Annotated in this window: 10 protein-coding genes; 4 read left to right on the top strand and 6 right to left on the bottom strand. The window is 57.6% G+C overall.

The features are described from left to right. Positions 1-4: 4 nt before the first annotated feature. The 5 genes from KFE13_RS01715 to KFE13_RS01695 form a co-directional block, all read right to left on the bottom strand. A complete protein-coding gene (locus tag KFE13_RS01715; protein ID WP_313900668.1) occupies positions 5-1,930 on the bottom strand; it encodes a capsule assembly Wzi family protein in 1,926 nt (641 codons plus the stop codon). A gap of 107 nt (positions 1,931-2,037) precedes the next feature. After that, positions 2,038-2,892, bottom strand: a complete 855-nt coding sequence (locus KFE13_RS01710; protein WP_260705399.1) for a thiamine pyrophosphate-dependent enzyme — start codon at positions 2,890-2,892, stop codon at positions 2,038-2,040. A gap of 81 nt (positions 2,893-2,973) precedes the next feature. Then, entirely contained in the window at positions 2,974-5,661 is a 2,688-nt protein-coding gene (gene aceE / locus KFE13_RS01705; protein ID WP_260705398.1) for a pyruvate dehydrogenase (acetyl-transferring), homodimeric type, read from the bottom strand. Positions 5,662-5,834: 173 nt separating this feature from the next. Beyond that, positions 5,835-7,070 carry a bifunctional glutamate N-acetyltransferase/amino-acid acetyltransferase ArgJ gene (gene argJ / locus KFE13_RS01700; RefSeq protein WP_260705397.1) on the bottom strand — a complete coding sequence of 412 codons (1,236 nt, stop codon included), beginning with the start codon at positions 7,068-7,070 and terminating at the stop codon, positions 5,835-5,837. 59 nt (positions 7,071-7,129) lie between these two features. Further along, complete coding sequence (locus KFE13_RS01695) at positions 7,130-8,197, bottom strand: Gfo/Idh/MocA family oxidoreductase (RefSeq protein WP_260705396.1); 1,068 nt, start codon at positions 8,195-8,197, stop codon at positions 7,130-7,132. Between the two features lie 257 nt (positions 8,198-8,454). Here KFE13_RS01695 and KFE13_RS01690 point away from each other — a divergent pair, with 257 nt between their 5' ends. From KFE13_RS01690 to KFE13_RS01680, 3 genes are all read left to right on the top strand, one after another. Next, a complete protein-coding gene (locus KFE13_RS01690) occupies positions 8,455-9,963 on the top strand; it encodes a TolC family protein (protein WP_260705395.1) in 1,509 nt (502 codons plus the stop codon). A 2-nt stretch (positions 9,964-9,965) separates the two neighbouring features. After that, a complete protein-coding gene (locus KFE13_RS01685; RefSeq protein WP_260705394.1) occupies positions 9,966-11,195 on the top strand; it encodes an HlyD family secretion protein in 1,230 nt (409 codons plus the stop codon). A gap of 168 nt (positions 11,196-11,363) precedes the next feature. Further along, on the top strand, positions 11,364-12,392 hold the full coding sequence (locus KFE13_RS01680) for a VTT domain-containing protein (RefSeq protein ID WP_260705393.1): 1,029 nt from the start codon (positions 11,364-11,366) through the stop codon (positions 12,390-12,392). A 19-nt stretch (positions 12,393-12,411) separates the two neighbouring features. Here KFE13_RS01680 and KFE13_RS01675 read toward each other — a convergent pair whose 3' ends face one another. Further along, positions 12,412-13,131, bottom strand: coding sequence for an energy transducer TonB (locus KFE13_RS01675; protein ID WP_260705392.1), 720 nt, complete (start codon positions 13,129-13,131; stop codon positions 12,412-12,414). A gap of 134 nt (positions 13,132-13,265) precedes the next feature. Between KFE13_RS01675 and KFE13_RS01670 the strand changes: the two genes are divergently transcribed. Then, positions 13,266-14,513, top strand: a complete 1,248-nt coding sequence (locus KFE13_RS01670; RefSeq protein ID WP_260705391.1) for an acyltransferase family protein — start codon at positions 13,266-13,268, stop codon at positions 14,511-14,513. The last annotated feature ends 26 nt before the right edge of the window (positions 14,514-14,539 follow it).

Below are 14,539 nucleotides of genomic sequence, written 5' to 3'. Positions count from 1 at the left end.
CGTTTTATTGCGGGTACCGCTTGAGCTGCGGATACCACGTGAGCTGGAAGGATACGGCGGTATTGCTCTGTTTGCCTGTCTTGTAAATCGGAGCCTTCCAGCCTTCGTATTGCACCCAGGAATTCAGCTCGATGTCAGGGCCGAACCGTTTGACGAAGCTGGCCTTGAACTGATTCTGGGTCGTTCCGCCCGGGATAAAGTCTTTCGGCGTCTTCTTGTTCAGATACTCCAACTGAATCCATTCATTGCCGGAGAGGTGCCAGGTAAGCCAGGCGTTGCCACCTTTCGCTTCGCGGCCGATCCAGTCGCCCATGATGAAGCCTTTGTTGGTGTAGCCCTGGTTTTGGATGACCTCCCAATACTGGCCATAGCCCCCCTGACTCTTGGAAGTGGCATAGTCGGTGACGGCGGCCTCGACGCGAAGATCGAGAGGCTGCAAGCGTCCTGGAAAGTGTGAGATATAGAGGCCGGGGCGATAGCCGGCACGGCGGGGAGCACTGATAGGCGTAACGTCATCGTGGGTGATGGTGTCAGCGTATAAGGTGGCGTATTTGCGCACGAAGGGCAGCCGGTAGGAAAAGGTAAAGTTGCTGTAGCGTGCGCCGGGGTCGTCGCGAGAATATTTCTCAGCAGCCGTGGTGTCGTTAATATCAAAGAAGCCCTTCAGGAAGGTATGCAGAGTGACGGGAGCGTGACCCGCACCCCCGAAGATGATGGTCCTTTGAAAGCCGAATTCGAAGTTGCTGGTTGGATGGAAGGAAAATTTTTCTGAGTGCACGTAGGGACTGTTCGGCGCAGTATGCCCCTTCAGGCTTCCATAAAAGAAGTCATAGCGTACGGGGCCGAGCAGTTTTGATACAAGGGGAATATGGAGCGGTTCGACGCGGTTGATGCGGAAAGAATAAATATTTTCCGCATTGTTGGACCACGCCAATGCGCCACCCTGTGCCGGGCTAAGCCATGCGTCGCTCTTACCGCCGGAGATTTCGTGGCCTAGAAGATGAAACGAGAGATTGGCTTCGATCAGACGGAAGTAGTTTTGAGCGGGAAGCGGGCCTTCAGGAATGGTGTCCTGAGGGCGATTCGGCGGTGCGTATGGCTTGACGTAGTCCTGCGTAGAGAGAAAATTTGCCAGACTGTACGAGTATCCCGTTCCCCGAGGTGCATGTTGGTACTCGCCACGAATGTATAAGGAAAAGCGCCCTGCTTCGTTCAGCGTAGAGAAGCCGGTCACGTTATTGAAGCCGGATTCAAAGGGACGCGCGTAGTCGTTATACATCGTCTGTCCAAGATGGAAGCTATCGCGCAGAATCGGCCCACCGATGCCCGTGACTCGCGTATAGACGGACTGCATTCCATAGACGAGTCCCCGGTTCGTGAACCCGGCGGGCGATTCAGCGTTAAGCTCGTGAAGCAACTTATCGAGGATGTCCTGGGCCTCCTCGTTATTGCTGTTGATAATGTCCCGCTGCGCGGCTTGCAGCATATGCATGGCGCTTCGCCGTGTCCACGGACGCATCCCAATAAAAGGCGTGTCGAGGAAACCCATCGAATAGAGGCGCAGCATTGCCGGATAGACCCAGTTATCGACGGGAATATACGCAGAACCAAGGGCGTTCTGCTGGTTCTGCATCTCATCCACGGGCTGGTAGGCCTGAAAGGCAGTGTAAGGTTTCTCGGGAGTTGTTGGAGCCGGCGGAGGAGTCGGAGGCAGTGTCGGCGCTGGAGGTGGAGCTGCAGGTGCAGAATTTTGTTGTTTTTGTTGATCAGGATCGTATGCAGGGCGAGAGGGTACCTGATCAGGTGACAGCGGTGTGGCTTCTGGCGCAGATGGTGGCGTCTGTTGGGAGGTCGAGGGAGCCTGGGCAACTGCTGCCGTCAGAGTCCCTGCGAGCAAACAGCAGATGGGGAGGAATGTTCTGATCTGCAAATGCACCTCAAAATGACTGTGGTCCGCTACTTCAAGTGTAGTCTTTGAGGGTTCTCACGGGGGCACGGCATCCCATGCCTGTTATCCGATTCAACTCCCTCGTGTACCTACTTTGATGCTCTTCGTATGGTTTTAAGCCGCCTGCGAGCAGCTTTGGAGGCCTGCTTGAGCCATGCTGGCGTCACGATCTTACGGCCGAGCAGGAACTGTTCCATATGTTCCATTGGATCGGAGAGCGCGCTTTTTGAGTTGCGTGCAGTGGGCCAGAACACGCATTCGATTAATACCGGACCATCTCCGCTGCGTGTACGGCCCAGAGATTCCTGCGTAACACGGTAAAGTGCAACCGCATCGCAGGAATCGACGGGAATCCCGGGAACCCCCGATTTCCCCGCCATCTTCGCAACCACGGCAAGATCGTCATCGTCTTTGCGGCGTGACATACCAGGCAGGACAACGAAGATGATCGGGAGTTCGTAATGGGCCGCTGGCTTTAGCAGCCTGGCGTAAGCTTGCGAGCTCAACTCATTCTTGCCGATATAGACGACAACAACACCCTGGCGTCCCTGTGTCTTCAAAGCAAGAGCTGCACCGATCGCCATCTCTACGCGCTGTTCAGAGTCTTCGATCGTTGGGAGAAGGCGAGGTATCTTCTTGTTCTTGCCGGAGGAGAAAGCCTTAAGAAGGCCGATCGGATCATCGCCGAGGATCGAACCCATACCCGCGCTGGGAGCATAGTCGCTGATCAGATCATCTGCTCCAAGCTCGATCGCGGTACTGGTGCGGACGGCTTCCTGACCGCGAATCGAAGTGAGTTTCAGCCTGCGGCCTTTGCCGCGAGCCTTCGCTGTCGCGGTGTCCTCCAAAGTCCTCGCTTCAATCATGGCCACGTACATGGCACGTAACTTTGCATTGGGTACAAGAGGATTCTCGCCCGCCTCTTTTTTGTCCTTGACTGCCATCTTCGTCCTGTCTCTCCATACACAGAGAGGGTTCCGTGTGGAACCCTCTCTGTCCTGATGCTAATTACTAATGTAGCTGTCCTACGCGCGCGCCGGATCGCCTGCTTCAGTGTCGACGCCAAGTTCAACCAGAGCCTTCTGGGCGGCCTTGGGTTTGAACTTGCCGTCACGAGCCAGCCTTGAGAGCGTTGCAGCAGCAATAGCTTCGGCATTGACCTCAAAGTGTCGACGCAGGTGCTCGCGATTGTCGCTGCGTCCGAACCCGTCCGTTCCCAGCGTGACCAGCCTTGCAGGAAGCCACGGCGAAAGCGCATCCGGAAGCACCTTCATATAATCGCTTGCCGCGATAATCGGCCCCTTGGCGCCTTCCAGCGTCGTCTCCAGATAGTTCTTCTTCAACGCTTCTGCAGGATGCAGACGGTTCCAGCGCTCGATGGCGAGTGCGTCGCGCCGCAGCTCGCTGTAGCTGGTGACGCTCCATACATCGGTCTCAACGCCATACTTCGAAGAGAGAATCTCCTGCGCCCGCAGCACTTCGTTCAGAATGGGGCCGCTGCCGAAGAGCTGCGCGACGGCCTCACCCTTGATGGCGGGCTTCAGCTTATACAAACCACGCAGGATGCCTTCGGTGACACCCTCGGGCATCGGTGGCATCGCATAATCTTCGTTGTACATGGTGATGTAGTAGAAGCAATCTTCTGCTTTTTCGTACATGCGCCGCAGGCCGTCCTGCACAATCACGGCCAGCTCGTATACAAACGCAGGATCGTAGCTTAGGCAGGTAGGAATGGTGCTCGACAGCACGTGGCTGTGACCGTCCTGATGCTGCAAGCCTTCGCCCAGCATGGTAGTGCGGCCAGCGGTTCCTCCCATCAGGAAGCCCTTGCCGCGCGAATCGGCAAAGGCCCACGCCATGTCGCCGATACGTTGGAAGCCAAACATCGAATAGTACATGTAGAAGGGAATCATCGGCAGGCGATAGTTGGAATAAGCAGTTCCCGCCGCCGTGAATGAAGCCATCGAACCAGCCTCAGTAATGCCTTCTTCCAGAATCTGCCCGTTCTTCTCCTCGCGGTAGCTCAGCAGCATGTCGGAGTCGTGCGGGGTATACTTCTGGCCTTCCGGAGCATAGATGCCGACCTGCTTGATGACCGATTCGAGCCCGAAGGTGCGTCCTTCGTCGGGAACGATAGGAACAACCAGCTGGCCGAACGAGGGGTCCTTCAGCAGGTGACGCAGTAGGCTGACGAAACCCATCGTCGTGGAGACTGCACGGTTGTTCGACCCGCTCGTCCACTCCTTCAGCGTATCCAGCGCCGGTGTCTTGAACTCAATCTTCGGCACTTCGCGCTTGGGCAGATAACCGCCTAGCTCCGCGCGCCGAGCGTGGAGGTACTGAATCTCAGGAGCAGATTCGTCGGGGCGGTGGAAGGCTCCGTTCTTGGCGTCCTCTTCGGTAACCGGAATCTCGAAGCGTGCGATGAACGACTTCATCGAGTCATCCGTCAGCTTCTTTTCCTGGTGCGAGGCGTTACGTGCTTCGGTGGAACCCAGACCGTATCCCTTGACCGTTTTGGCAAGAATAACCGTTGGGCCGCCCTTATGTTCGAGCGCGCGCTTGTAAGCGTTGTAGATCTTGACCGGGTCATGACCGCCGCGGTGCAGGCGTGCAAGCTGCTCGTCGGTCTTGTCCTCAACCAGTTTCAGCAGCTCCGGATATTTGCCGAAGAAGTGCTCACGCAGGTAAGCGCCGCCCTTGGCCTTGAAGGCTTGGTAGTCGCCGTCGACACACTCTTCCATTCGCTTCAGCAGCAAGCCCTGGTGGTCGCGTTCGAAGAGCTCATCCCAGTCCGAACCCCAGACGACCTTGATGACGTTCCACCCCGCACCGCGGAACATGCCCTCCAGTTCGTCGATAATGCGCTTGTTGCCGCGCACAGGGCCGTCGAGACGCTGCAGGTTGCAGTTGACGACGAAGATCAGGTTGTCAAGCTTCTCGCGCGAGCCGAGCGAGATAGCGCCCAGTGAATCGACCTCGTCAGTCTCGCCGTCACCGACGAAGGCCCATACCTTGCGGTCGCTCTTCTCAATCAGGCCACGGTTTTCGAGATAGCGCATAAAGCGGGCCTGATAGATGGCATTCAATGGCCCGATGCCCATCGAAACCGTAGGGAAGCGCCAGAAGTCCGGCATCAGCCAGGGATGCGGATAGCTCGACAGGCCAGGCTCACCACGAAGCTCGTGGCGGAAATTCTTAAGGCGCTTTTCGTCAAAGCGGCCCTCAAGAAAGGCGCGAGCATAGACGCCGGGTGAGGCGTGGCCCTGAAAGTAGACGAAATCTCCAGGCAGATCGGCGCCGCCGGTGGGGCTGGAATATTTCGCCCGGAAGAAATGATTGAAGCCGACCTCAAGAAGCGTCGCCAGCGAGGAATAGGTGGAAATATGCCCGCCGATGCCCGCGTCTTTCTTATTCTGACCATGGACCATCGCCATCGCATTCCAACGGATCAGAGCCTCGACGCGCCGCTCCAGCGCACGATCGCCGGGATAAGGAACCTCGTCGTGTTTGGGAATCGTATTTTGATAAGGAGTCGTCAGCTCACTGGGTACAGGAACTCCGGCCTCGCGGGCGCGGGTGCGGAGAGCTTCCAGCAATTCAGCGCTCTGCTCCCAATCTCCGGCTACAACCTCGTCGAAGGCTTCGATCCATTCGGCAACTTCCCTGGTGAAGTCGGCCTGTGCAGCGGCGGTCTCAAGCTTTGTTGTCATAAGCAGTTCTTATCTCCCTATCTTTCCGCCGGAATACTCCTGCGCAGAAAAACTAGCCACATCTAAGATAATCGCCAAACCCTACAACCGTCACGGCCACCCCGGAATCTCGTGCGAACAGCGGATCCGGTCAGGGCATTTGTCCTATGGTTCAGCTTATGAAACGGCGTTGTCTAGGTGGAGTAGTCGGCATTGATTCGGACATATTCCTCCGTCAGGTCGCAGGTAACGAAGCGGCAACCGGCGTCACCCTGACCCATATGGATGGCAATGGTGTACTCGCGTTGCTGCATCACTTTGTGGGCCTTCGTTTCATCAAAGTTGGGTGACCGCATCCCGCCCTCGTAGACAGGAACATCCCCAATGCGGACGATCACGTTTTCGGGATCGAACTCTACACCGGAGTAGCCTGCGGCTGCCATTAACCGTCCCCAGTTCGGATCTGCGCTCGACCATGCCGTCTTGCAGAGAGGAGAGTGGGCGATAGAACGAGCGATCTGGCGAGCCTCGGCCTCGTTGCGAGCTCCGCTGATATCGAGCGTCACGACGTGGGTGACACCTTCGCCGTCATCAACGATCTTGTGTGCAAGCGTGCGGCAGACGCGATTAAGAGCATCGGCGAATCGCTCGCGCAGCATGCTGTCAAGCTTTACGCCACTGGCTCCACTCGCCAGCAGCAGCACGGTATCGTTGGTCGAGGTGTCGCCGTCGATGGAGATGGAGTTGAAGCTCTGGTGGACGGCCGGCTGCAGCAACTCGCGCAGGTCGGTGCCCTCAGCTGCGATATCGGTGAACAGATAAACCAGCATCGTCGCATGGGGCGGCACCGGCGGACCCAGCCGAGGGTGAATCATGCCTGCGCCTTTAGCCGCCCCGAAGATTGTTACGCTCACGCCGTTCACATCGATTGCCGTACGAGCCACCTTCATCTTCGTGTCGGTCGTCATGATGGCCTTGGCAAATAGCTCAGCGTGTTCCTCTGTTGCGCCCAGCGATATCTTTAGACCCGGCAGCGCGGCGACCACCTTATCGCCCGGGAAGGGAACGCCGATGATACCCGTTGAAGAAGGGAAGACCTCATCGAAGATGCAGCCAAAGGTCTCCGCCGCGGCAGCGCAGGTCGCCGAACATGCATCGATGCCTGCTTTCCCTGTCGCGCAGTTGGCATTGCCCGCGTTCACCAGCACCGCGCGCACGCGGCCGCCCGAGGAAGCAATATGGCTGCGTCCCACCGTGATAGGGGCTGCCACAACCTGATTGCTGGTAAACATCACCGCGGCGTTGGCTCCCTCTGGAGCGACGGCTGCCGCGAGATCGAGATTCCCGCTTGCCTTGATTCCTGCTTTGACCGCGCCCCACTGAAAGCCCTGCGGAAGAGCTTCACGTCCTGTCTTCACTTCAACGTCCATGAACCTACTCTAACAAGCACGGAATGAGCAGGTCATGGACGCAGAGTTACGAAGAAAAGTTAAACGGGAATCGTCCTGCCTTCAGCTGAGCTTTGGCGTGCCAGCTCTAGCAGGCGGATAACGCGATATCCATCCTCTGAGCTGACTGTCAGAGGAGCCGTGCCGAGAATGGCATTGCGAACGTTGGCATAGAAATCGCGATAGTCCCCTAGCTCCGTCTTTACCTGTGTTTTGTCTAGAACTCCCGGATTGGCAGGATCAGGAGCGATCGTCAGTGTTCCCCATGCCTCCTGCCGTTCAGCCAGCCACACACGCGGATCGCCGACCCGAGGTACGGTCTTTCCTGCCACCAGCGCAGGCTCCTGTGGATCGACGCCGTATTTGCGGAAGCTCCCCTTGGTGCCATGGAGCAGAAAACGCGGCGCAGGATCGGCTGCCACCATCGTGGCGCGGCATATCGCCTGCATCCGGGGATAGTGCAACGTGATGTCAAAGGCGTCCTCGATGCCGGTTGTATCCCGGTCGCGCCGAACGCTGGCGGTAATTGCCTCAGGCGTGCCGAACAGAGACGTGGCCTGATCGACAAGATGCGGCCCCAGGTCGAACAGCATGCCGTTGGCGTCATTCGCGCTCTCCTTCCACGTGCCTTCACGCGGCAATGGGCGGAAGCGGTCGAAGTGCGATTCATAGGTAACAAGCCTGCCCAGGGCATTGGTTTCAAGAAGCTTGCGCACCGTCTTAAAATCGCCATCCCAGCGTCGATTGTGATACGGAGCCACAATCAGCTTCTTATCCACGGCAATCTGAATCAATTCACGAGCCTCGGCACTGGTGGCGCAGAACGGCTTGTCGATTACAACGTGCTTGCCCGCCAGCAGCGCTTGCCTGGCAAGGTCGAAGTGCGTCTCGTTAGGCGTGGCCACCACGATCAATTGAATCGAGGGATCACTGATGGCCTCATCAAATGACCGTAGGATGCGTGTGTCAGGATAGGCCTTGGCGGCCTCGTCGCCTTTGCGTTGCACAATCGCTTCAAGCTTCAATCCAGGTACCGCGTGGATGAAGGGGGCGTGAAATACACGGCCGGCAAGCCCGAAGCCGATGACAGCAGCACGAATCTCTGACATGAATCCTCCTGTGGTCATTGTGTCACGATGTTTTCAGTAGGTTATGGAGATTGTTCGATGGTCGTCGATGTGAGAAGTCGTGTGAAAGTTGCATAACCGCATAAAACTTTTTGAGCCTCGCGGCGCTTCTAAGCATCTGAATTGTGAAAGACATGTGGAGCGGTATGCTCCGGTCCCTGCCCGAGTAATGAGTCGGGGTTCAAAATACAGAGGATGCAGGTACCATCGAGAATATGGTTCAACCCAGAAGAAAGCATGTGGCAACTGCCCTAGGCGTGACTGCGGCTCTTGGCCTAACGTTGCTGAGCGTATCGGCTCAGGGCCAGCAGGCGGCGCAGCCATCCGGCAATCAGCCGCGGCCTACGCAGACCGGACCAAGCTCCGGTCCTGAAAGCTCCCCGATCGCTGGCGCACAGCAGCAGCTTTATACCGTCTCAGGGCAGAACGGGTCGACGGTCACGCAGGATTCCTTCAAGGGCTCCATCGTTGAGGGCAAATCGACCGGAACGACGATGGATCTGTCGCTCGATGATGCCATTCAGCGCGGACTGCGCAACAACCTGGGCATCATCCTGCAGGGAGCTGCACAGAAGAATGCAAACGGCCAGAGGCTCGAAGAGCTGCAGGCTCTCCTGCCCACGGCAACCGGTGCAGCCAGCATCAACGTGCAGCAGGTGAACCTTGCGGCGTACGGTCTGAAGTTTCCCGGTCTCAATCCGATCGTCGGACCCTTCCAGGTCGTCGATTTTCGTGCCTATCTGACACAAAATCTTCTGAACGTCTCTGCGCTGCAGAACTACATCGCGGCCAAACATAACTTTGCTGCAGCCAAGCTGACTGCTGACGATGCGCGCGATCTGGTCGTGTTGACCGTCGGCAATGCGTATCTATTGTGTGTCGCAGATGAGGCTCGCGTCGAATCGGTTACCGCCACGTTGGCAACTTCGAAGGTCTCGCTCGATCAGGCTGTAGCTGCGCATGATGCCGGTACCAGTCCAAAGCTCGATGTGCTTCGCGCGCAGGTGGATTATCAGAATGAGCAACAGACCTTGATCTCGGCAAAGAACCAGTTGGCCAAGGACAAGCTGGCACTGGCCCGTGTGATCGGCCTTCCGCTCGATCAGGACTACAAGCTGACGGATCTTGTGCCGTATGCAGCCTTCAACGACATCGATCCGCAGGCGACAGCCGAGCAGGCCCTCAAGTCACGTAAGGATCTCGCCGCATCGGGTGAGCAGGTTCTCGCAGCCAAAGCACAAAAGACCTCGGCCTGGGCTTATCAGCTTCCCGTCGTCAGCTTCTCGGGAGACTTCGGTGACCTCGGACAAACTCCTGGCCATTCGCATTCGAGCTATACCGCGACTGGGCAGGTGACGGTCCCAATCCTTCAGGTGGCAAAGACGAAGGGGCAGGAGGACGTCGCCGGAGCACAGTACGATCAGGCCCGCGCCCGCCTTGCCGATCAGGCGCAGCAGATCAATGCCGATGTTCGCGACAGCCTTCTCGATATTCAGGCTGCAGCAAAGTTAGTCGAAGCAACGCACTCCAATGTAGAGCTGGCCAACGAGGCGCTCAGCGAAGCGCAGCAGCGCTTCAAGGCTGGAGTTTCGGATAACCTTCCCGTCTCGCAGGCTCAGTCTCAGACGGAGCAGGCGAACGACCAGTACATCAGTGCTCTTTATCAGCACAATATCGCCAAGCTCTCCTTGGCGCGTGCCCTGGGCGCAGCCCAGGCAAAATACAAAGATTATCTCGGAGGAAAGTAACCTTGGCAGAGCAAGAGACAAAGAATAACGCCCCGGAAGTGGAAGAAGAGTCTCCGGAGAAGAAGACCCGGCGCAAGCTGGTTGTTATCGCCGTCGTAGCATTGCTTGCGATTGGTGCAGCTCTCTTCTACTGGCACTCTACGTTTACTGAGGACACGGACGACGCGCAGGTGGATGGCGACCTCTATCAGGTCAGCTCCCGCATTGCCGGTCAGGTGATCAAGGTCTACGTCGAAGACAACCAGGCCGTGAAGGCAGGCGATCTGATCGCCGAGATTGACCCCAAGGACTTCCAGGTCGCACTCGAACAGGCCCAGGCCAATCTTGCCAATGCGGAAGCCGCAGCCATTCAGGCCAACGTCACGGTGCCGATTACGAGCATCACCTCGAACACCAGCATCAACACGACCAGTTCCGATGTACAAGGAACGCAGGCAGCCGTAGCGCAGTCGCAGAAAGAGGTGCAGGCCGCGGAGGCTCGCGTGGCGCAGGCCAAGGCGAATGCCATCAAGTCCGATCTTGACGTCGACCGTTACAAGCCGCTCGTGGAGAAGGATGTCATCTCCAAGCAGCAGTTCGACGCCGCAGTCGCTCAGGCCGCCGCTAACCGCGCTGCTGTGCTCGAGGCTGAATCCAACCTCATCGGCCAACAGGAAGCGGTTCGCCAGGCGCAACAGCGTCTGATTCAGGCTCGTTCGCAGGCGATGCAGGCTGCGAAGAACGGCCCCAGCCAGGTGAAGGTACAGCAGGCCCGGGCACAGGCGGCTCTCGCCGATGTGAAGCAGGCACAGGCCAGGGTCGATCAGGCCAAGCTGAACCTGAGCTACACGCGTATTACGGCTCCCGTTTCCGGAATCGTCAACAAGAAGAACGTTCAGGTAGGAGCGAATCTCTCCGTCGGCCAGGATGTGCTGACAATCGTTCCGCTGACGGACCTCTGGGTGACGGCGAACTTCAAAGAGACGCAGCTCGACAAGATGCGTCCCGGCCAGGACGTCACGATCAAGGTCGACGCTCTGGGTGGCCGCAAGTTCCACGGCAAGGTGAAGCAGATCGGCGGAGCAACAGGCTCACGTCTTTCGCTCTTTCCGCCTGAGAACGCAACGGGTAACTACGTCAAGGTCGTCCAGCGCATTCCGGTGCGCATCGACTTCACCAATCTGGCTGATGAGAACAAGGATCTCTCCTTGAGGCCTGGCTTCTCCGTCACGCCTATTGTTTCCGTAAAGTAACACTGTCGGGTGGATCGGGCGGCCGGCATCGGCCGCCCGATTTTCTTTTAAGCGGAAATCCGCCGCCTGCTGTTACAACAACAGTAGTTGGTCCCGTATGTATCTTTAAGTAACTGCTAACATCCAATCGCTGTAAGCCATTTTGCCGTAAAATCAAGTTCCTCATTTATGCCGATCGCACTCGAATTCTTCGTTCACTATGCCTATCTGATCCTGTTTCTATGGGTTCTGGTAGAGCAGATCGGCATTCCTGTTCCCAGCGTTCCTCTGTTGCTTACGGCAGGGACGCTCAGTGCGACTCACCGTATCCACCATCTGTCTGCCTTGCTGGCAGTTCTGGCAGCGTGCATGGTTTCCGATTCGATCTGGTTCCTCATGGGGCGTCGATACGGCAACAGTGTGCTGAAGCTGTTGTGCCGTCTCTCCTTCGAAGCCTCTACCTGTGTTAGCAAGACCGAAGGCTACTTCGCTCGCCGCGGCCACTCGACGTTGCTCTTCTCAAAGTTTGTGCCTGGCCTCAGCACGGTAGCTCCTCCCATTGCGGGGCAGATCGGCATGTCGTATGGTCAGTTCTTTCTCTGGGATCTCGCTGGCTCCTTCATCTGGGCCGAGGCCTTCCTGCTGCCGGGTCGCTTCTTCGGAGACGTGGCTCAAAAGAGCGCTCCATTCTTCCACTGGCTTGGCCGATTCGCCTTCGCCATCTTCGTTCTCATGGTCCTTGGCTTTATGGCCTATCGCTTTCTCAAGACGAGGAAGTTCCTGCAGCAGGTTCGCGAGCTGCGTCTGGAGCCGGCCGAGTTAAAGGAGATGATGGATCAGGCAGAGAGGCTCGGAACGCCAGCCCCGTTCATCGTCGATCTCCGCCATCCACTCGACTACAAGCCTGACCCGCGTGTGCTCCCGGGATCGCTACGCATCGGGCCGAATGAGATTCGGCAGCACAGCGAAATCATTCCGCGCGATCGCGATGTTGTCCTCTACTGCACCTGTCCCAACGAGGAGACCAGCGCCAAGCTTGCCTTGCAGCTTCATAAGATCGGTGTCTATCGCGTCCGGCCTCTGCGCGGAGGCTTCGATGGCTGGAAAGAAGCCGGGTATCCGCTGGTCGACTACGTAACAGATACCCCCACAACCGCTGTCCTCACGACGGAGATCGCTCCGGCTCCAGAGTCGAAGCCCGCCATGCCATTGCTCTAATTCTCTTCAGTACAAGGCATCAGGACCCAAGCTTAAAGTTAACAGTGAAGGTCGTCTGAACCTCCGTTGGCTCGCCATTCAGCAAATATGGTCTATACCGTGCAGCTCGAATCGCGTCCAACGCCGCGTTCCGCAACAGAGGAGGCCCGCTGACCACCTGCAGGCTTTCAACCGCGCCTGCTTTTGAGATTACCGCTTCGACTACCACGACCCCTGAGACTCCAGCAGCCTTCGCAATTGTCGGATAGACCGGGCGAATCTGCGAGAGCAACAACCCCGCCGACACTCCGGTAGAGACATGCAGAGGCTGTTCGGGCGGCTTGGCCGCGACGGATAGTCTCGTTCCACTGCCTGTAGAGCTGATCACGCTGGATGGAAACCCCGAGTTACTTCCCATGCCCATCTGGATCGGTCCAATGTCTGGCGGCGGATTGCCGGATGGAGCTGGATCACGCGGTATGAGAATCGTTGTATGCGCCGCCGCCAGAGGTATCTCCGGCGCCATAGCATCGCTCGTAGTTGCTCTCACCTGCTGCACCTGCAACGGAGGCCGCGGCGGGGGAGGCGTAAAGACCAGAGGCGTATCGGCGTGGAACGTCAGCCGCTCTGGATGCAGCAATGGAAGGATCATCAACGTCGCAGCGATGGCTGCCTGTAGAAGCGTAGACCCTGCCATCGTCCAGCGCTTCATGCTTGAAACAGGGATACCCTGCGACTCGACCAGACTGTCCTCGAACATAAACACCTCCGAACCAGCTTCGATTCAGGGGCGCATTGAGCGAGGAATGCGTCCGTACTCCGTTAGACCCCTCACTGCATGAAATTGTTCCCGGGGCTGCACAAATACGATGAATTGAGCGATCATGGATCACCATGGCATCTCAACCTGCAACCATTGCTGCGGCCACTCCCGCCTCTACGACCGTGACGGCTCCATCGAATCGAGTCCTGTCTATCGATGTGCTTCGGGGAATCACCATCGCCTTCATGATCCTGGTGAATGATGCAGGAGACGGCCACCACACCTACACCCAGCTTGAACACGCCGCATGGAATGGCTGGACACTGACCGACCTCGTCTTCCCGACCTTCCTCTTCGTCGTTGGCATGTCCATCATCCTGTCGCTCAACTCGCGCCTCCAGCGCGGAGCCAGCAGGCGCGATCTCGCGATTCATACCTTCCGCCGTGCCGTGACGATCTTCGTCGTCGCGATGCTCATCAATCTCTTTCCGCGCTTCGATTTCACACACCTACGGCTTTACGGCGTCCTGCCTCGCATCGCCCTCTGTTATCTGGTCGCCGGGCTCATCTGTCTGGCTACGCAGCGCATTCGCACGCTGCTCTCCATCTCAGCCGTCCTTTTGATCGCGTACTGGGTCCTGATGCGATACGTTCCCGTACCCGGCTTCGGTGTGCCGACACACGATATCCCCCTACTTGACCCCGACAAGAATCTGGCCGCATGGCTCGATCGGGGAATCATGGGATTCATTCAGCGCACCCTCCACACCGGTCGTCTCTACGAAGGCACACGCGACCCCGAAGGCCTGTTAAGCACCATTCCAGCTGTTGCAACCACCCTGATCGGCGCGGCGACAGCGCTTTGGCTGCGTATGGCCGAAGGTAAATCTGCCGTTATGACGCGCGCGCAGTGCGCTATCAGCTTCCTGCTCTTCGGCCTGTTGGGAATCGGTTCCGGCCTGGTCTGGAACATCTGGTTTCCCATCAATAAAAAGCTCTGGACCAGCTCGTATGTGCTCTTCGCCGCAGGCTGCGCTCTTGTCGGGCTGGCTGCCTGCTATTGGGCCATCGACATCCGCCGCTTCAACGAGACAAAGCTGGGCAGTAAGCTCACATGGCCCTGGCTGGTTTTTGGCTCCAATGCCATCGTGGCCTATACGGTGGCTGCTGTCATCGAAAAGACCCTCTACGCCATCCATACCTCCGACATCGGCCCAACCGGCAAGCCACTCACCGCGTGGAACTGGATCTACTGGCACATCTTCGCCAGCCACGGCTCCACCAACAATACCTCGGCCGCGTTCGCGCTGGCATACGTGCTCGTCTGTTTCATCCCCAACTGGATCCTCTGGCGAAAGAAGATCTTTGTGAAGCTCTGATGTTCATGGTTTTGAGACGGCGATTT

This window comes from Edaphobacter flagellatus (genome assembly GCF_025264665.1).
GTDB classification, from domain to species: Bacteria; Acidobacteriota; Terriglobia; order Terriglobales; family Acidobacteriaceae; genus Edaphobacter; species Edaphobacter flagellatus.
The sequence above is the reverse complement of the archived record's forward strand: the minus strand, read 5'-3'. Positions and strand labels throughout refer to the sequence as shown.